This window comes from Kitasatospora sp. NPDC048715 (assembly GCF_043198905.1).
GTDB classification, from domain to species: domain Bacteria; phylum Actinomycetota; class Actinomycetes; order Streptomycetales; family Streptomycetaceae; genus Kitasatospora; species Kitasatospora lactacystinica.
On the sequence record NZ_JBICVH010000002.1, the window covers coordinates 255,690 to 275,777 of the forward strand.

General features: G+C 75.3%; 6 protein-coding genes. All 6 read left to right on the forward strand.

Going from position 1 to position 20,088, the window contains the following annotated elements; genetic code table 11:
• The first annotated feature begins 91 nt into the window (after positions 1–91).
• The 6 genes from ACGFSC_RS05025 to ACGFSC_RS05050 are packed head-to-tail and all read left to right on the forward strand — an operon-like array spanning position 92 to position 20,054.
• Positions 92–10,288 (forward strand): type I polyketide synthase, encoded by a 10,197-nt coding sequence (locus tag ACGFSC_RS05025; protein WP_392862456.1) that lies wholly within the window; start codon positions 92–94, stop codon positions 10,286–10,288.
• A 31-nt stretch (positions 10,289–10,319) separates the two neighbouring features.
• A complete protein-coding gene (locus tag ACGFSC_RS05030; RefSeq protein WP_359897833.1) occupies positions 10,320–16,619 on the forward strand; it encodes a type I polyketide synthase in 6,300 nt (2,099 codons plus the stop codon).
• Positions 16,620–16,636: 17 nt separating this feature from the next.
• Positions 16,637–17,506: a 3-hydroxyacyl-CoA dehydrogenase family protein gene (locus ACGFSC_RS05035; protein ID WP_359897832.1), complete on the forward strand. Its 870-nt coding sequence runs from the start codon at positions 16,637–16,639 to the stop codon at positions 17,504–17,506.
• Positions 17,507–17,528: 22 nt separating this feature from the next.
• Positions 17,529–17,810 carry an acyl carrier protein gene (locus ACGFSC_RS05040; RefSeq protein ID WP_359897831.1) on the forward strand — a complete coding sequence of 94 codons (282 nt, stop codon included), beginning with the start codon at positions 17,529–17,531 and terminating at the stop codon, positions 17,808–17,810.
• Positions 17,803–18,918: an acyl-CoA dehydrogenase family protein gene (locus ACGFSC_RS05045; protein WP_359897830.1), complete on the forward strand. Its 1,116-nt coding sequence runs from the start codon at positions 17,803–17,805 to the stop codon at positions 18,916–18,918. The genes ACGFSC_RS05040 and ACGFSC_RS05045 overlap by 8 nt, the downstream gene beginning before the upstream one ends.
• 35 nt (positions 18,919–18,953) lie before the next feature.
• The gene (locus ACGFSC_RS05050; RefSeq protein ID WP_359897829.1) at positions 18,954–20,054 is read left to right on the forward strand and encodes an HAD-IIIC family phosphatase; all 1,101 of its coding nucleotides are present in this window, start codon (positions 18,954–18,956) and stop codon (positions 20,052–20,054) included.
• Positions 20,055–20,088 lie beyond the last annotated feature (34 nt).

Here is a 20,088-nt window from a genome sequence, read left to right on the forward strand (position 1 = left end):
GGGCACCGTTCCGCGCACCCTGCGCACCCTGCGCGTCCCGCGCAGTCCGAGACGAGACCCGAGCAGCCCGAGACGAAAGCAGCGGTGTCCAGTGAGCGACCAGAGGATGCGCGACTACCTCAACCGGGTGACCATCGACCTTCGGGACACCCGGCAGCGGCTCCGGGAGGCCGAGGCCCGCACGAGCGAGCCGATCGCGATCGTGGCGATGAGCTGCCGCTTCCCCGGCGGTGTCCGCACCCCCGAGGACCTGTGGGAACTGCTCGCCGAAGGCCGCGACACCGTCGCGCCCGTCCCCGGCGACCGGGGCTGGGAGACAGTTTGGCCGTCCGGCGGCACCGTCCCCGGGCGGGGGGCGTTCCTGGACGGCGCGGCGGACTTCGACCCGGAGTTCTTCGGCATCTCGCCCCGCGAGGCGGTCGCGATGGACCCGCAGCAGCGGCTGCTGCTGATGGCGTCCTGGGAGGCCGTCGAGCAGGCCGGGATCGCCCCGCTCACCCTGCGGGGCAGCCGCACCGGGGTCTTCGCCGCGGCCATCGACCAGGGGTACGCGACGCTGGGCTCCGGCGCCGCCGAAGCCGTCCAGGGGTTCCTGATGACGGGGAACTCGATGAGCGTGATGTCCGGGCGGGTGTCCTACGCGCTCGGACTCGAAGGCCCCGCCGTCACCGTGGACACCGCCTGTTCGGCCTCGCTGGTGGCGCTGCACCTCGCGGCGCGCGCCCTGCGGGCCGGGGAGTGCTCGCTCGCCCTCGCCGGCGGGGTCAGCGTGATGGCGCTGCCGGCGGTGTTCGTCGAGTTCAGCCGGCAGGGCGCGATGTCCGCCGACGGCCGCTGCAAGCCGTTCGCGGCGGCCGCGGACGGCACCGGCTGGGGCGAGGGCGTGGGGATGCTGCTGCTGGAGCGGCTGTCGGACGCGCGCCGCAACGGCCGTACGGTGCTGGCCGTGCTGCGCGGTTCGGCGATCAACCAGGACGGCGCCAGCAACGGCCTGACCGCCCCCAACGGCCCCTCCCAGCAGCGGGTGATCCGGGCGGCGCTCGCGGACGCGGGGCTGACGGCGTCCGACGTGGACGCGGTGGAGGCGCACGGCACCGGTACCACCCTCGGCGACCCGATCGAGGCCGACGCGCTGCTGGCCACCTACGGCCAGGACCGGCCCGCCGACCGCCCGCTGTGGCTGGGGTCGCTGAAGTCCAACATCGGGCACACCCAGGCCGCCGCCGGGGTCGCCGGGGTCATCAAGACGGTGCTCGCACTGCGGCACGGCGTCCTGCCCCGCACCCTGCACGTGGACGCGCCCACCCCGCACGCCGACTGGTCCGCGGGCGCCGTCGAACTCCTCACCGAGGCCCGCGACTGGCCCGCCGTCGACCGGCCGCGCCGGGCCGGGGTGTCCTCGTTCGGCATGAGCGGCACCAATGCGCACGTCGTCCTCGAACAGGCGCCGGAGCCGGAACCGGCCGACGGACCGGAAGCAGCGATCGACGGCCCGGACACCGCAGCCGGGGCGGGCGCGCCCGGGGCCGTGCTGCCCTGGGTGCTGTCCGGCCGCACCGCGTCCGCGCTCGGGGACCAGGCGGCCCGGCTGCGCGCCCGGCTCGCCACGGACGCGCCCGCACGGCCGGCCGACATCGGGTTCTCGCTGGCGACCACCCGGTCCGCCTTCGAACACCGGGCCGTGGTGATCGGCGACGGGTACCCCGCACTGCTGGACGGCCTCGCCGCCCTGTCCGGGCCGGGCACGGACCTCTCCACCGCCCCGGCCACGCCCGCCGACGTCGTCGCGGGCACCGGCCGGGTCGTCGAGGGCCGGACGGCCCTGGTGTTCCCCGGCCAGGGCTCCCAGTGGGCCGGCATGGCGCAGGACCTGCTCGCCACCAGCCCCGCCTTCCGGGACCGCCTCGCCGCCTGCGACGCCGCCCTCTCCGCCCATGTCGACTGGCGGCTCCCCGCCGTCCTGGAGGGCGCGCCCGGGGCACCCTCCCTGGAACGGGTGGACGTGGTGCAGCCGGTGCTGTGGGCGGTGATGGTGTCACTGGCCGCGCACTGGGAGTCCTGGGGCGTCCGGCCCGACGCCGTGGTCGGGCACAGCCAGGGCGAGATCGCCGCCGCCGTGGTGGCGGGAGCGCTGAGCCTGGAGGACGGGGCGAAGGTCGTCGCCCTGCGCAGCCGGGCCATCCGGGCGCTGGCCGGACTCGGCGGCATGGTCGCGGTGTCCCTGCCCGAGGACCGGGTCCGCGCCGAGATCGCCCCCTGGGCCGAGAAGCTGTCGGTGGCCGCCGTCAACGGACCCGCCGCCGTGGTGGTCTCGGGCGAGACCCGGGCCCTGGCCGAACTGCTCGCCCACTGCGCCGCACAGGGCGTACGGGCCCGGTCCGTACCCGTGGACTACGCCTCGCACTCGGCCCAGGTCGAAGGGATCAGGTCCGAGGTGCTGGCCGCGCTGGCCGGCGTACGCCCGCTCCCGGCCCGGATCCCGCTGTTCTCCACCGTCACCGGCGACCGGCTCGACACCACGGTCATGGACGCCGACTACTGGTACCGCAACCTCCGCGGGACCGTCCGCTTCGAGGCCGCCGTCCGCTCCCTGATCGAACAGGGCCACGAGGTCTTCGTCGAGGTGTCGCCGCACCCGGTGCTGACCATGGCCCTCCAGGACACCGCCGAGGCCACCGGCGCCGAGGAGCCGCCCGTGGTCGTCGGCACCCTGCGCCGCGACGACGGCGGAGCGCGCCGGGCCCTGCGCTCGGCCGCCGAACTGTGGCTGGCCGGCGCGGCCGTCGACTGGTCCGCGGTGTACGCCGGCACCGGCGCCCGCCCGACCGCCCTGCCCGGATACCCCTTCCAGCTGCGGCGCTACTGGCTGGAGCCGGAGGCGGCGCCCGGCACCGGACCGGCCGCCGCCGACCCGCACGACACGGCCTTCTGGCACATGGTCGACCACGACGCCCCGGCCGAGATCGCCGCCCACCTCGCCGTCGACGAGGACGCCCTCGCCCCCGTCCTGCCCGCCCTGCGAGGCTGGCGCAAACAGCGGCGCGACGAGAGCGTCATCGACTCCTGGCGCTACCGCATCGGCTGGCAGCCCCTGCCCGACCCGCCGGCCGCCACCCCCGCCGCCGGCACCTGGCTCGTCGTCCTGCCCGCCGGACACGACGACGACGCACGGGTACGCGGCCCGCTGCTCGCCCTCACCGAAGCGGGCGCCACCGTCGTCACGGCCGGACTCACCGCCGACGCCGTCCGCCGTACGGACCTCGCGGACACGCTCGCCACCGCCCTCGGCGACCGCGTCCCGACGGGCGTGCTGTCGCTGCTGGCCGCCGACGACCGGCCCCACCCCGACCACCCGGCCCTGCCCACCGGGACGGCACTCACCGTCGCCCTGGTGCAGGCCCTGAGCGACCTCGCCCTCACCGCACCCCTGTGGTGCGCCACCGCCGGGGCCGTGTCCACGGGCCCGGACGACCCGGTCACCCACCCCCGCCAGGCACTGGTCTGGGGCACCGGACTGGTGGCCGCGCTGGAACTGTCCGCCCGCTGGGGCGGACTCATCGACCTGCCGCCGGACCTCGACGCCCGTGCCAGGACCCGCCTCGCCGCCGTCCTGACGGCCCCCGGAACCGGCCCGGACGGCCTCGGCCGCGAGGACCAGCTCGCCCTGCGCCCCACCGGTCTGCTGGCCCGCCGCCTCCGGCGCGCCCCCCGGAACGACGGCCGTACGACGCACTGGAAGCCCCGCGGCACCGTCCTGCTGACCGGCGGCACCGGAGCCGTCGGCCCGCACCTCGTCCGCTGGCTGGCCCGCAGCGGCGCCACCCACCTCGTCCTGCCCGGCCGCCGCGGCCCCCAGGCACCCGGCGCGGCCGAACTCGCCGCGGAACTGGCCGCCCTCGGCGTACGACTGACCCTGCCCGTCTGCGACCTGGCGGACCGTCGGGCCGTGGCGGAACTGCTCACCGGCCTGGACACGGCGGGCGACCCGGTCACCGCGGTCGTCCACGCGGCCGCGTTCGTCGCGCTCGCCCCCCTGGACGGCACACCGATGTCCGCGTTCGAACAGATCGTCGCCGCCAAGGCCGCCGGCGCCGAACACCTCGACGCCCTGCTCGACCGCGAACTCGACGCCTTCGTCCTGTTCTCCTCGATCGCCGGAGTCTGGGGCAGCGGCGACCACGGCGCCTACGCCGCCGCCAACGCCTACCTCGACGCCCTGGCCCAGCACCGCCGGGCCCGCGGCCTCACCGCCACCACCGTCGACTGGGGCATCTGGCAGGCCGAGAACCCCTTCCAGGACCGCATCGCCGGAGCGGACGCCGACCTGTTCAAACTGGAGCAGCACGGCCTGCCCCGGATCGCCCCCGACCTCGCGGTCCACGCCCTGCAACAGGCACTCGACGACGACGAGACCGTACTCGCCGTCGCCGACGTCGACTGGGAGCAGTTCGCCGCCGTCTTCACCTCCACCCGCCGCAGCCCGCTGCTCACCGGCATCCCCGAAGCCCGCCGCGCCCTGGAAGCCGCGACCGGCACAGAGGCACCCGCCGCCGCACTGCTGCGCCAACGGCTCGCCGCCCTCGCCGAATCCGAACAGCACCGCCTGCTGCTCGACCTGGTCCGCACCCACGCGGCAGCCGTCCTCGGCCATCCCTCGGTGGACGCGATCCGGCCCGGCACGGCGTTCCAGGACATGGGCTTCGCCTCCCTCACCGCGGTCGAACTCCGCAACCGGCTCAACACCGCCACCGGACTGCGGCTGCCGTCCACGCTGATCTTCGACCACCCGTCGTCCACCGCGCTCGCCCGGGAGATCCGCGCCGAACTGCTCGGCCGGCAGACCAGCGACCCGGACCCGGCCGCCCCGGACACCGCCGCGCACCCGCCCGCGCCCGACGACGAGCCGATCGCGATCGTGTCCATGGCCTGCCGCTTCCCCGGCGGCATCGGCACCCCCGAAGACCTGTGGCGCCTGCTCGCCGACGGCGGCGACGCCGTCTCGGACTTCCCCACCGACCGCGGCTGGGACGTCGAAGCCCTCTACGACCCCGACCCCGACCGCCCCGGCACCTCGACCACCCGGCGGGGCGGCTTCCTGCACGACGCCGCCGACTTCGACGCGGAGTTCTTCGGCATCTCGCCGCGCGAGGCCCTGGCCATGGACCCCCAGCAGCGGCTGCTCCTGGAAACCACCTGGGAGGCGATCGAACGCGCCGCCATCGACCCGGCCGCCCTGCGCGGCAGCCGCACCGGAGTGTTCACCGGCGTCAACTACGCCGACTACGCGGCCGTCGTCGCCCAGTCGGAGGAAGGAGAGGGCCACCTGCTCACCGGCAGCGCACCCAGCGTCGTATCCGGCCGGGTCGCCTACACCCTGGGCCTCGAAGGCCCCGCCGTGACCATCGACACGGCCTGCTCCTCCTCACTCGTCGCCATGCACTACGCCGGCCGGGCCCTGCGCGGCGGCGACTGCTCCCTCGCCCTGGTCGGCGGTGTCGCCCTGATGGCGACCCCCGGCGCCCTGATCAGCTTCTCCCGGCAACGGGGACTCGCCGAGGACGGCCGCTGCAAGGCCTTCTCGGACGACGCGGACGGCATGGGCATGGGCGAAGGCGTCGGCGTCCTGCTGCTGGAGCGGCTGTCGGACGCCCGCCGCAACGGACACCCGGTACTGGCGGTGGTACGCGGCTCCGCCGTCAACCAGGACGGCGCCAGCAACGGACTCTCCGCCCCCAACGGTCCGTCGCAGCAGCGGGTGATCCGGGCGGCGCTCGCGGACGCGGGCCTGACGACGTCCGAGGTGGACGTGGTGGAGGCGCACGGCACCGGCACCACCCTCGGCGACCCGATCGAGGCGCAGGCCCTGCTGGCCACCTACGGCCAGGACCGGCCCGCCGGACGGCCCTTGCTGGTCGGCTCCCTCAAGTCCAACCTCGGCCACGCCCAGGCGGCATCGGGTGTGGCGGGGGTCATCAAGACGGTGCTGTCCATGCAGCACGGGCAGGTGCCCCGCACCCTGCACGTCAGCAGGCCCTCCGGCCACGTCGACTGGACGCGCGGAGCGCTGGCCCTCACGACCGAGCAGCAGCCCTGGCCGTCCCACGGCCGCCCCTTCCGGGCCGGAGTGTCCTCCTTCGGCCTGAGCGGCACCAACGTCCACACCATCCTCGAACACACCCCCCTGGAGGACGACGGCCCGCCGGCCGAGCGCACCCCCCTGCCGGCGGTGCCCTGGCTGCTGTCGGCGAAGAGCCCGCAGGCACTGCGCCTCCAGGCCGACCGGCTGCGCCGCCACCTGGACGGCAACCCCGGGGCCGACCCGCGCGACATCGGATCCGCCCTGCACACGCGCACCGCCTTCGAGTACCGGAAGGCACTGGTCGGGGACCGGGACCAACTCCACACCCTGCTGGGCCGGATGGCCGACGACGACTCGGGAGCGTGGGACGGCGGTCGCCCGGTCGACGGCCGTTCGGTGCTGGTGTTCCCGGGTCAGGGTTCGCAGTGGGTTGGGATGGCCGCGGAGCTGTTGGCCGAATCGGCTGTGTTCGCGGGGCGGATGGCGGAGTGCGGGCGGGCTCTGGCGCCTTACGTGGATTGGTCGTTGGCGGAGGCGCTGGGTTCGGAGGCGCTGCTGGCGCGGGTCGATGTGGTGCAGCCGGTGCTGTGGGCGGTGATGGTGTCGCTGGCGGAGGTGTGGCGCTCGTTCGGTGTGGTTCCGGACGCGGTGGTGGGCCACTCGCAGGGCGAGATCGCCGCGGCCGTGGTGGCGGGTGGTCTGAGCATCGACGACGGGGCGCGGGTGGTCGCGTTGCGTTCCCGTGCGGTGGGTGCGTTGGCGGGCCGTGGCGGGATGGCGTCGGTGCCCCTGCCGGTGGAGGCGGTGCGGGAGCGCATCGCCCCGTGGGCGGGGCGGTTGTCGGTGGCGGCGGTGAACGGTCCGTCGTCGACGGTGGTGTCGGGTGACGCGGACGCGGTGGCGGCACTGGTCGATGCGCTGGTGGGGGAGGGTGTGCGGGCGCGTCTGATCGAGGTCGACTACGCGTCGCACTCCGCGCATGTGGAGGAGGTCCGCGAGCGCCTGCTGTCCGACCTGGACGGCATCACGCCTCTCGCGGGTTCGGTGCCGTTCTTCTCGACGGTGACGGGCGGCTGGTTGGACACGGAGGTCCTGGACGCCGAGTACTGGTACCGGAATCTGCGGGAGACGGTGGAGTTCGGGCAGGCCACGGCGGCGTTGCTGGGGGAGGGTTTCCGGTTCTTCGTCGAGTCCAGCCCGCACGCGGTGCTGGGTGTGGCGGTGGGGGAGTCGGTGGAGGCCGCGGGTGTGGAGGCCGCGGTGCTGGGGACGCTGCGTCGCGGGGAGGGCGGCCCGGCTCAGGTGCTGCGTGCGGTGGGCCGTGCGTGGGAGTGCGGGCTGGGAGTGGACTTCTCGGGTGCGTTCCCGGGGGCGCGGCGGGTGGACCTGCCGACGTACGCCTTCCAGCGCAGCCGCTACTGGCCCGAGCCGGCGCCCACCGCGGCGGCCGATGTGGGCGCGGCCGGGCTCGATCCGGCCGACCACCCCGTCCTCGGAGCGGCCATCGAACTGGCCGACACGGGTGAACTGCTGCTCACGGGCCGGATCTCGCTGCGTACCCACCCCTGGCTCGCCGACCATGCGGTGGCCGGTACGGTCCTGCTGCCCGGCGCGGCCTTCGCGGAACTCGCGGTACGCGCCGCGGACGAGGCCGGCTGCCACACGGTGGAGGAACTGACGCTCCAGTCACCGCTGTTGATACCCGCCGACACCGCCGTCCGCCTGCAGGTTCGGGTCGGCGCCACGGACGCGCACGGCAGCCGCTCCCTGGACCTGTTCTCCTGCCGCGAGGACGCGGCGACCCCGCACTGGACCGCGCACGCGACCGGCACGCTCACCGCCGACGCCACGACCCGCGAGCCGTCGTCCTCGGCCATACCGGACGACGCCGGCTCCTGGCCCCCGCCCGGCGCCGTCCCGATCCCCGTCGACGACCTGTACGAGCGGTTCCGTGCCTCCGGTTACGGCTACGGACCCGCCTTCCGCGGGCTCACCGCTGCCTGGCGCCGGGGCGACGAGATCTTCACCGAGGTACGTCTGCCCGAGGACCAGCACCGGTCCGCCTCCGCCTTCGGTGTGCACCCCGCCCTCCTGGACGCCGCCCTCCAGGGGCTGTTCCTGCGGGCCCGGCCGGACAGCGAATCGGGCGCGGACCGGCCGTCCGCCGGACTGCCGTTCTCCTGGAGCGGAGTCGGGCTGCACGCCTCCGGAGCCACCGCGCTCAGGGTACGGCTCGGCTTCCGGCCGGACGGATCGGTGTCGATCGACGCGACCGACCCGAACGGCCTCCCGGTCGCGTCGGTCGAGGCGCTCGCCGTCCGCCCGATCGACCTCGACACCCTCCGCCCGGGCGGCGGCCCGGAATCCCTCTACCGGGTGCAGTGGTCGGCGGTGCCCGCCACCGCACCCGCCGACCCCCTCGGACACTGGGCTGTCCTCGGCGGCCGGGAACTCTTCCCGGACAGCCATCCGGACCTGGCCGCGCTCGGTGCCGCGCTGGACGGGGGAGCGCCGTCGCCCGCCGCCGTGCTGGCCTGGTGCGACCACACCCCGGACCTTTCGTCCCCGCCCGACGCCGGATCCGTGCACACCGCACTGGACGACGCCCTGCGGCTCGTCCAGGACTGGCTGGCCGACCCGCGGTGGGACGACGGCACCCGGCTCGTGCTCGTCACCCGGGGTGCGGTCTCCACGGCAGCCGGCGAGGAGGTCACCGACCTCACCGGCGCCGCGGTCCGCGGCCTCGTCCGCTCCGCCCAGTCCGAGCACCCGGACCGCTTCCTGCTGATCGACACCGACGACCCGGCCGCCGTGGCCGGCCTGCTGCCCCGGGCACTGGCCGGAACGGAACCCCAACTGGCGATACGCGGCGGAGAGCTCCTCGCCGCCCGCCTCATCAGGGCCACCGTCGCCACGGACCCGGACCGGAACCCGGACCCGGACACACCGTCCGGTATCGCCGCGGCCGGGGGAACCGTCCTCGTCACCGGGGCCGGCGGCGCGCTCGGCGGCCTGGTGGCAGAGCACCTCGTGACCGCGCACGGCGTACGGAACCTGCTGCTCGTCGGCAGGCGCGGCACGGACGCCCCGGGCCTGGCCGACCTCGCCGCCGAACTGCGCGGCCTCGGCGCCCGGGTGGACGTGGAGGCCTGTGACGTCGCCGACCGGGACGCGCTCGCCGCGCTGCTCGCCGGCATCCCCGCCGACCGCCCGCTGAGCGCGGTCGTCCACGCGGCCGGCGTCCTGGACGACGGGACGATCGAGTCGCTGACCCCCGGGCGGATGCGCCACGTCCTGCGGCCCAAGGTCGACGCGGCCCTCAACCTGCACAACCTCACCCGTGACCTGCCGCTGTCGGCCTTCGTCCTGTTCTCCTCCGCGTCCGCCACGGTCGGCAACGCCGGGCAGGGCAACTACGCGGCCGCCAACGCCTTCCTCGACGCGCTCGCCCAGCACCGCCGTGCCCTGAAACTGCCCGCCCAGTCGCTCGCCTGGGGCCTGTGGGCGCGCCGCAGCACCATGACCGGCACGCTCACCGCCGCCGACCTGCGGCGGATGTCCCGGGGAGGCACCGCGGCCATCGGCAGCGAAGAGGGCCTGGCCCTGTTCGACGCGGCGCTCACCCTGGACGAACCGCTGCTCGTCCCGGTCAAGATCGACCTCGGCCGGCTCCGGACGGCAGCCCGGACCGGACCCGTCCCGGCCCTGCTCGCCGCCCTGGTCCCCGGTACCGCACGCCGCCCCGCCTCCGGGGCGGACGCCGCCGAAGCGGACTCGCTGCGCCGCCGGCTGACCGGCCTCACCCCGGAGGAACGCGTCGCCACCCTGCTCGACCTGGTACGGAGCCGGGTCGCCGACATCCTCGGCCACGGCGGACCCGAGGCCGTCGACCCGGACCAGGCGTTCAAGGACCTCGGCTTCGACTCGCTCACCGCGGTCGAACTCCGCAACCGGCTCGGCGCCGCCACCGGCCGCCGGCTGCCCGCCACCCTGGTCTTCGACCACCCCACCCCGGCCGCCGTCGCCGCCCACCTCACCGGGCGCCTGGTACCCGACGGGCCGGGCGACCCCGCCCGCACCGGGAGGGCCGCCGGGGCGCACCTCGCCGACCGGCCGGAGACACCGGACACGCCGGCTCCCGCCGCCGACATCAACGCCATGGCCGTCGACGAACTCGTCCGGATGGCCCTGGGCGGCGAACGTGACTGACCGACAGCCGCAGAAGGAGAAGCCCACCCCCATGCCCGCCGACACGGACCAGGTGGTCGCCGCCCTGCGCGCCTCGCTGGTGGACAACCAGCGCCTGCGGCAGGAGAACCGACGGCTCCGCGACGACTCCGCCGAGCCCATCGCCATCGTGGCGATGAGCTGCCGCTACCCCGGCGGCGTACGCACCCCGGAAGACCTGTGGGAGCTGCTGGTCAAGGAACGCGACGCGGTCTCGCCGTTCCCCACCGACCGCGGCTGGGACGTCGAGGGCGGCTTCGACGCCGACCCCGACGCCCCCGGCACCTTCTACGTCCGGGAAGGCGGCTTCCTCCACGACGCGACCGGCTTCGACTCCGGCTTCTTCGGCATCTCGCCGCGCGAGGCCCTGGCCATGGACCCGCAGCAGCGGCTGCTGCTGGAAGCGTCCTGGGAAGCGGTGGAACGCGCGGGCATCGACCCGGCGACCCTGCGCGGCAGCCGCACCGGCGTCTACACCGGAGTGATCTACAGCGAATACGGGTCCCGGCTCGGCCGGGTGCCCGACGAAGTGGAAGGCTTCCTCGGCACCGGCACCATCCCCAGCGTCGCCTCGGGCCGGATCGCCTACACCCTGGGCCTGGAAGGCCCGGCGGTCACCCTGGACACCGCCTGCTCGTCCTCCCTGGTCGCCGTCCACCTCGCCTGCCAGGGGCTGCGCTCCGGCGACACCACCCTCGCCCTGGCCGGTGGGGTGACCGTGATGTCCACCCCCGGCCTGTACGTCGGATTCAGCCGCCAGCGCGGCCTGGCACCCGACGGACGCAGCAAGTCCTTCTCGTCCGCGGCGGACGGAGCCGGGTTCGGGGAGGGCCTGGGCCTGCTCCTGCTGGAACGGCTCTCGGACGCCCGGCGCGCGGGGCACCCCGTCCTGGCCGTCATCCGCGGCTCGGCCGTCAACCAGGACGGCGCCAGCAACGGGCTGACCGCCCCCAACGGGCCCGCGCAGCAGCGCGTCATCAACGGGGCGCTCGCCCGTGCCGGACTCGACCCGTCCGAGGTCGACATGGTGGAGGCGCACGGCACCGGCACCGTCCTCGGCGACCCCATCGAGGCGCAGGCGCTGATGGCCACGTACGGGCAGGACCGGCCCGCCGGGCGGCCGTTGCGGCTGGGCTCGCTGAAGTCCAACCTGTCCCACACCCAGGCCGCCGCGGGCGTCGGCGGGGTGATCAAGTCGGTGCTCGCGATGCGGCACGGCGTGATGCCGCGCACCCTGCACGTCGACCGTCCCTCGCCCCGGATCGACTGGACCGAGGGAGCCGTCTCCCTGCTCACCGAGGCCGCCCCCTGGCCGGAGACGGGACGTCCGCGCCGGGCCGGGGTGTCCTCCTTCGGCGCCAGCGGCACCAACGCCCACGTCATCCTCGAACAGGCCCCGGCCGACCCGGCGGCTTCCGACGGGCCCGCCACGCCGGAACCGGTGCCCGCCGCCGTCCCCTGGATCCTGTCGGCGCGTACTCCGGATGCGCTGCGTGCCCAGGCGACGGCGCTGTACGAGCGGGTGGTGGCGGAACCGGGCCTGAGCGTGACGGACGTCGGCCATTCGCTGGCGGCGGGGCGTTCGCGGTTCGCGGAGCGCGCGGTGGTGGTGGGGGCGGACCGGGGCGAACTGCTGGCCGGTGTCGCCGCCCTGTCGCGGGGCGTGCGTGCGGCGGGCGTGACGGTCGGCAGCGGGCTGCCCCCGGGCCGTTCGGTGCTGGTGTTCCCGGGTCAGGGTTCGCAGTGGGTGGGGATGGCCGCGGAGCTGCTGGCCGAATCGGCTGTGTTCGCGGAACGGATGGCCGAGTGCGAGCGGGCGCTGGCGCCTTACGTGGACTGGTCGTTGGCGGAGGCGCTGGGCTCGGAGCGGTTGCTCGCCCGGGTCGACGTGGTGCAGCCGGTGCTGTGGTCGGTGATGGTGTCGCTGGCGGAGGTGTGGCGCTCGTTCGGCGTCGTTCCGGACGCGGTGGTGGGCCACTCGCAGGGCGAGATCGCCGCCGCGGTGGTGGCGGGTGGTCTGAGCATCGACGACGGGGCGCGGGTGGTCGCGTTGCGTTCCCGTGCGGTGGGTGCGCTGGCGGGCCGTGGCGGGATGGCGTCGGTTCCCCTGCCGGCGGACGTGGCACGGGAGCGCATCGCCCCGTGGGCGGGCCGGCTCTCGGTGGCGGCGGTGAACGGCCCGTCGTCGGTGGCGGTGTCGGGCGACGCCGACGCGGTCACGGCCCTGGTGGAGGAACTCCTGGAGGAAGGGGTGTGGGCGACTCGCATCGAAACCGGCTTCGCGTCGCACTCCTCGCACGTGGAGGAGATCCGCGAGCGCCTGCTCTCCGACCTGGACGGGATCACCCCCCTCGCGGGTACGGTGCCGTACTACTCCAGCGTGACCGGCGGCCTGCTGGACACGAAGTCCCTGGGCGCCGAGTACTGGTACCGCAACCTCCGGCAGACCGTCGAGTTCGAGCGGGCGACCCGCTCGCTCCTCGCGGCCGGGCACCGCGTCTTCATCGAGTCGAGCCCCCAGCCCGCCCTGATGTACGCGATCGAGGACACGGCCGCCGACGCGGGCGCCCCGGAGACGCTGGTGCTCGACACCCTGCGGCGCGGGGCCGGAGGGCTCCGCCGACTCCAGCTCGCGCTCGCCGAGGCACACGTCCGGGGCCTGCGCGTCGACTGGGAGCGACTGTTCGCGGGAACCGGTGCCCAGCGGGTGGACCTGCCCACCTACGCCTTCCAACGACGCCGCTACTGGCTGGACGCCCTGCCGGCCGACCGGGACCAGGCGGCCACCGGCCAGTCCGCCGCGGACCACCCGCTGCTCGGCGCCGAGGTCGAACTGCCCGACGACGCGGGCACCCTCTTCACCGGCCGGCTCTCCTCGGCCACCCACCCCTGGCTCGCCGACCACGCCGTGGCCGGAGCCGTGATCCTGCCCGGCGCGGCCCTCGTGGAGCTGGCCGCGCACGCGGGCCGCCGCCTCGGCTGCGCCCTCGTGGAGGAGCTGACCCTCGCCGCCCCGCTGCTGCTGCCCGACGATCAGGCCGTGCAACTGCGCGTACGGGTGGGCGCCGAGGACGGCACGGGACGGCGCCCGGTGGAGTTCCACTCCCGGCCCGAGGCCGCCCCCGGCTCCGCCGACCGGCCCTGGACCCGGCACGCGACCGGCGCGGTCGGCCCCCGGGACCCCTCGGCCGACCGGGACGACACGACCGAACCGGCCGGCACCTGGCCCCCGCCCGACGCGGTCCCCCTCGACGTGGACGAACTGTACGGGCTGCTCGAAACCCGGGGCGTCGCCTACGGCCCGGCGTTCCGGGGCCTGCGCGCCGCATGGCGCACCGCGGACGCGATCCACGCCGAAGTGGCCCTGCCCGACGGCCTCCCCGCCGGCGGAGCGGGCGGCTTCGGCGTGCACCCGGCCCTCCTGGACGCGGCCCTCCAGACGACCGGTCTGCGCGAAGGCGCCGCGACCGCGGAGCCCGCCGACGGCGTCCCCCTGCCGTTCTCCTGGCAGCGCGTCGCGATCGAGACCTCCGACGCGCCGGTCCTGCGCGTCCGGCTGCGCCCCGACGGCCCGGACGCCGTCACCGCGCGGATCACCGATCCCTCGGGGCGCACGGTGGCGACGGTCGGCTCGCTCACCCTGCGCACGGCGTCCACCGCCGCACTGCGGGCGTCCTCCGGCTCCGTCCTCCACGTCGGCTGGACGCCGGTCACCGCCGGGCCCGGCCCGCGCCCGGTCACCCGCTGGGGCCTCCTCGGCCCGCAGGACGAGCGGCTGCTGCCGGCCGGCTTCCCCACCGAACCCCCGTCCGCGACACCCGACGCGATGCTGCTGACCTGCCCCCCGTCCGCCGGCACCGTGACCGCGGACGCCCCCGCCCGGGACGCGGACCCCGCGGCGGTGCACGCGGTCGCGTCCGGGGTCCTGGACCGCGTCCAGGCCCACCTGGCCGACGACACCACCGCCCGGACACCCCTGGTGGTGCTCACCCGGGGTGCGACCGGCCCGTTCGGCGCGCAGCCGCAGCCGGCGGACCTCGGCGCGGCGGCCGTGTGGGGCATGCTCAGGGCCGCTCAGCTCGAACACCCCGACCGGTTCGTGCTGCTGGACGTCGAAGGGCCGGCCCCGGACGGTCTCGGCGACGCGCTCGCCGACCTGCTCGCCACGGGCGAACCACAGGCGGCCCTGCGCGGCGGCGTCCTGTGCGCGCCCCGACTGGTACGGCCGCCGGCCACCACCGCCACCACGGCCACCGCCACCGCGACCGACACCCGGCCGGCCGGCGCGTTCGGGCCGGCCGAGGGGACGGTCCTGCTGAGCGGCGGCGGCGCCCTCGCGGCCGTCCTGGCGCGCCATCTGGTCGCCGCGCACGGGGTGCGCCACCTCCTCGTGCTGAGCCGCCGCGGCGCCGACGCCCCCGGCATGCCGGAGCTGACGGCGGAGCTGGCCGAGGCGGGAGCCGAACTGGCCGCCCTCAGCTGTGACGTGTCCGACCGTCAGGCCCTGGCCGCCGCCCTGGCAGGCATCCCCGAACGCCATCCGCTGTGTGCCGTGGTCCACACCGCCGGAGTGCTCGACGACGGTCTGCTGGACGGGCTGACGGGGGAGCGGATGACCGCCGTCCTGCGGCCCAAGGTCGACGCCGCCCACCACCTCGACCGGCTGACGCGCGGAGCGGACCTCGCCGCGTTCGTCGTCTTCTCCTCCGCCGCGGGCGTGCTGGGCAGCCCCGGCCAGGCGTCCTACTCGGCCGCCAATGCGGCGCTCGACGCCCTCGCCGCGGAACGCCGACGGCTCGGGCTCCCCGGCCTGTCCCTCGCCTGGGGGCCCTGGGAGCGGGTGAGCGGAATGACGGCGGAGCTCGGCGGCGCCGAACGGCAGCGCATCGACCGGCGCGGCGCCCGCGGCCTCTCCGACCAGGAGGCCATGGCCCTGCTGGACACCGTGTGCGCCCCGGACGCCGCCCCGCCGGGAGACGGGAGTCCCGTCGTCCTGGCCCACCTCGACCTGACCGTGCGCGGCGACGGCCCGGTGCACCCGATGCTGCGCTCCCTGGTCCGGCGCAGCCCGACCGCGGCGACCGGGGCGAAGGGGTCCCCGACCGCCGCCGCAGCGCTCCGGCACCGGCTCGACGCCGCCGCCGACGAACAGGGACGCGAGCTGGTCCTGCGCGAACTCGTCCTCGCCGAGGCCGCCGAAGTCCTCGGCCACACCGACTCCGGGGCGCTGTCCGCGACGGTCCCCTTCCTCTCCGTCGGATTCGACTCGTTGACCGCGGTCGAACTCCGCAACCGGCTGGCCGCCGCCACCGGACTGCGGCTACGGCCCTCCGCCGTCTTCGACAGCGGCACCCCCGCCGCGCTCGCGGCGCGCCTCGCCGCCGAGGCCCGGGCGGAAGACACCCCCCGGCCCGAAACGGCACCCGCGGCCGGAACCGGAGCAGCTGCGTCCGACGCCGCCGACGCCGACCCGGTGAGCGTGCTGTTCCGCCAGGCCTGCACACTCGGCCGGATCGACGAGGGCATCGCCCTGCTCAAGAACGCCTCCGCCCTGCGCCCGGCCTTCCACAGCGGCAGTGACCTCGCGGCCGCCGGCGCCGGCCCGCGGCTGCTGCGCCTGAACGAGCGCGCCGACGCCCCCGTGCTCGTCTGCTTCGGCTCCATCGTCGCGCTCGGCGGCGCCCACCAGTACGCCCGCTTCGCCGCCCGCTTCCGGGACCGCTACGCCGTCGCCGCGCTCGACGCCCCAGGATTCGTCCCCGAGGAGGAACTGCCCGCCGACATGTCGGCCCTGTTGGACTTCCAGGCGACGACACTGCTCCGGGAACTGCCCGGACGGACGCTCGTGCTGGCCGGCTCCTCCTCCGGCGGCACGCTCGCCCACGGCGTGGCCGCCGCGCTGGAACAGCGCGGCGAGGGCCCGGCGGCCGTGGTGCTGCTGGACACCTACCTCTCCGACAACCAGGGCATCACCCAGTTCAACGACGTCCTGCTGGGCGGCATGTTCGCCCGCGAGGACCGGGCGGCCCCGATGGACGGGGCCCGGCTGACCGCGATGGGCGGCTACTTCCGTCTGCTCGACGACTGGAAGCCCCCGGCGGTCCGCGCCCCGCTGCTGCTGGTCCGCGCCTCCACCCCGCTCGGCCGCCCGTCCGCCGAAGCCGGCGACTGGCGCTCGACCTGGGCCGGCGCCGACACCGTCGTCGACGTCCCCGGAGACCACTTCTCGATCATGGAACAGCATGTCGCGACCACCGGCGACGCCGTCGCCGACTGGCTCGACAGCACCCTCCGCACCCCCGGTGCCCGGTGAAAACGAAGGAGAACCCGTTGACCACAGCCCCGTACGACGATTCCCCCCCGCGACAGGCCCTCACCGTGCTGGGAGCCGGGGTGATGGGCGTCGGAATCACCGTCCTCGCCCTCGGACACGGCCTGCCGGTCCACCTGGTCGACATCGACCGGGAACGGCTCGACCGGGCCGCGGACCTGATCGACGGCGAACTCCGGCTGGCCGAACTGATGGGCGCCCTGCCCGACGGGACGCCCCTCGGCGCCCTGGCCACCGGCACCTCGCTCAAGGCCGCCGCCGGAGCCACCGCCGTCGTCGAGGCGGTCACCGAGAACGCCGCGATCAAGGCCGCCGTCCTGTCCGAGGTCTCCGGACTGGTCCGGCCCGGAACCCTGCTGATCACCAACACCTCCTCCATCCCCGTCGACGAACTGGCCGGGGCCCTGGAACGGCCGGAGGAACTGGTCGGCACCCACTTCATGAACCCGCCCTACCTGATCGGAACCACCGAAGTGGTCCGCGGCGCCAGGACCGGGGACGCCGCGATGGCCGCCGTGGCGGCCCTGCTCACGGCGCTGCGGCGGCGGGCGGTGGTCGTCCGGGACGCACCCGGCTTCGTGACCAGCCGCATCCTGCACCCGATGATCAACGACGCGGCCCGGGTCGTGGGCGAGGGCACGGCGAGCGCCGAGGACGTCGACGCCCTGATGCAGGGCTGTCTGGGGCACCCCACCGGCCCGCTGCGGACCGCGGACCTGATCGGCATCGACAACCTCGTCGACTCCCTCACCGTGCTCCACGAGCGCACCGGCGACGACGGCTGCCGCCCCGCGGAACTGCTGCTCCGGCTGGTCCGCGAGGGCCGGCTGGGCCGCAAGTCCGGGCGCGGCTTCTACGACTACACCTGATCACCCCGACGAGGAGACAGCCATGACCGCAGCGAACACGCCCAACACCCACGACCTGGAGAAGGAACTGCTGGGATTCCTGGAAGGACGCACCGGAACCGCCTGGGACGCCGACACCGACCTGTTCGGCGCCGGCGGCCTGTCGTCCCTCTTCGCCATGCAGGTGGTGGTGCACCTGGAGAAGACCTACGCCATCGCCGTCCGCGGCGCGGACCTGCGGCTCGACAACTTCCGCACCGTACGGCGGATGGCGGAGCTGGTGGACCGGCTCCGGGTTCCCGCCGCCGGGGGCCAGCATGGGTGAGGACCTGAGCAGCGCGACGACCTCCGTCACCCTGCGGGTCGGCGACCTGGCGGGGGAGTGGGACCGGACCGGCCTCATCCCGCTGGACCTGCTCCGCGAACTGGGCGCCGAGGGCCGACTGTGCGCCGAAGTCCCGGAGCAGTACGGCGGCTGGGGGCTCAGCAGCATGCACAGCGGCGCGTACACCGCCCACGTGGGAGGCCTGTGCAGTTCGCTGCGCAGCGTGATGACCTCCCAGGGCATGGCGGCATGGACCATCCAGCGCCTGGGCACCGCCGAGCAGTCGGCCGCCCACCTCCCCCGGCTGACCGGCGGCGCACTGGCGGCGGTCGGCTTCAGCGAGCCCGGCGCCGGCAGCGACCTCGCGGCGATGACGACGACCGTCCGCCGCGACGGTGACGCGGTCGTCGTCGACGGACACAAGAAGTGGGTGACCGCCGCCCACTACGCCGACCTGCTGGTCATCGTCGGCCGCCACGAGGACGGCGCGGTGGCCGTCGTGGTGCCCGCCGACACGCCCGGCGTCCGGATCGAGCGGATCGCCGACCCGCTCGGCTGCCGCGCGGCCGGACACGCCGACGTCCACCTCGACGGGGTGCGGCTGCCGGCCGACAGCGTCCTGGGCGGTCACGGACTGCCGCCCGCCCTGCTGGTGACGACCGCGCTGGCCTACGGGCGGATGTCCGTCGCCTGGGGGTGCGTGGGAATCCTGCGGGCCTGTCTGGCGGCGGCCACCGCGCACGCCGCCGGACGGGAGCAGTTCGGCAGGCCGCTCGCGGAGCACCAGCTCGTCGCCGGACACCTCGCCGACCTCTACACGGCCGAGCAGGTGGCCGCGCGGGTCTGCGAGCACGCCAGCCGCTGCTGGGACGAAGGGTCGCCGGACCAGGTGGTGGCGACCGTACTGGCCAAGCACGTCGCCGCGACCCAGGCCGCCCGGGGCGCGGCGACGGCCGTCCAGGTACTGGCCTCGGCCGGGTCCCGGGACGGCCACGCGGTGGCCCGGGCGTACCGGGACGCCAAGCTGATGGAGATCATCGAGGGCAGCAACGAGCTGTGCCGGCTGATGCTGGCACAGCACGCGCTCTCCGCTCCGGGGGCACCGTGAGCGGGCCCGCAGCCGACGAGACGAGGAAGGACGACATGGCCGAGACCGTCAAGTGCCTGGTCTGGGACCTGGACGACACCCTCTGGCAGGGCACCCTGCTGGAGGACGGCGAGGTGCACCTGCCGGACGAGGTGCGCAAGGTGGTGATCGAGCTCGACTCCCGCGGCATCCTCCAGTCCGTCGCCAGCCGCAACGACCACGAGCACGCCTGGGCCCGGTTGGAGGCATTCGGCGTGGCCGAGTACTTCGTCCTGCCGGAGATCGGGTGGGGCGCCAAGTCCGAGTCGGTGCGCCGGATCGCCGATCGGCTGAACTTCGCGCTCACGGCCATCGCCTTCGTCGACGACCGGCCCGCCGAACGCGCCGAAGTGGCCTTCCACCTGCCCGACGTACGGTGCTACCCGGCCGAGCAGGTCCTCGCCCTTCCCGAACTCGCCGAGTTCACCCCCGCGACCAGCACCGTCGACTCCCGGCGGCGGCGCCAGATGTACCAGGCGGGCTTCCGCCGCGAGGCCGAGCGGGCGGCCGCCCCCGGCCCCGACGAGGAGTTCCTGCGCTCCCTGGACCTGCGGATGCGCATCGGCCGGGCCACCGGCGAGGAGCTGTCCCGGGTCGAGGAACTCACCCTGCGCACCAGCCAGATGAACGCGACCGGGGTCCACTACCCGGACGCGGTGCTGCGCGGCCTGATCACCGACCCCCGGCACGAGGTCCTGGTGGTCACCCTCACCGACCGGTTCGGCCCGCACGGCGCGGTCGGCGTCCTGCTGCTGGAGCGGCACCCCGGCCTGTGGCACCTCAAGCTGCTCGCCACCTCCTGCCGGGTCGTCGCCTACGGCGCCGGTGCGACCCTGCTGAACTGGCTGGCCGACGCCGCCGCCCGGTCCGGAGTCCACCTGGTCGCGGACTTCCGGGCGACCGAACGCAACCGGATGATGGAGATCGCCTACCGGTTCGCGGGCTTCGAGGGCCTGGACGAAGCCCCGTGCCCGTGCGCCGCCGTCCTCGCACCGGCTCCGGAGAGCACCGGACTCCAGCGCCTGCACCTGGTTCCAGGCCCGCGCGTGGTGTCCACCGTCATGAGCGTGGACGCACCCGACCTGAACGTGCCGGAAGGGGGCCCGGGAACGTCGTGACCGCGGCGGCGGCGGCCGGCGCTCCCGGGCTCCG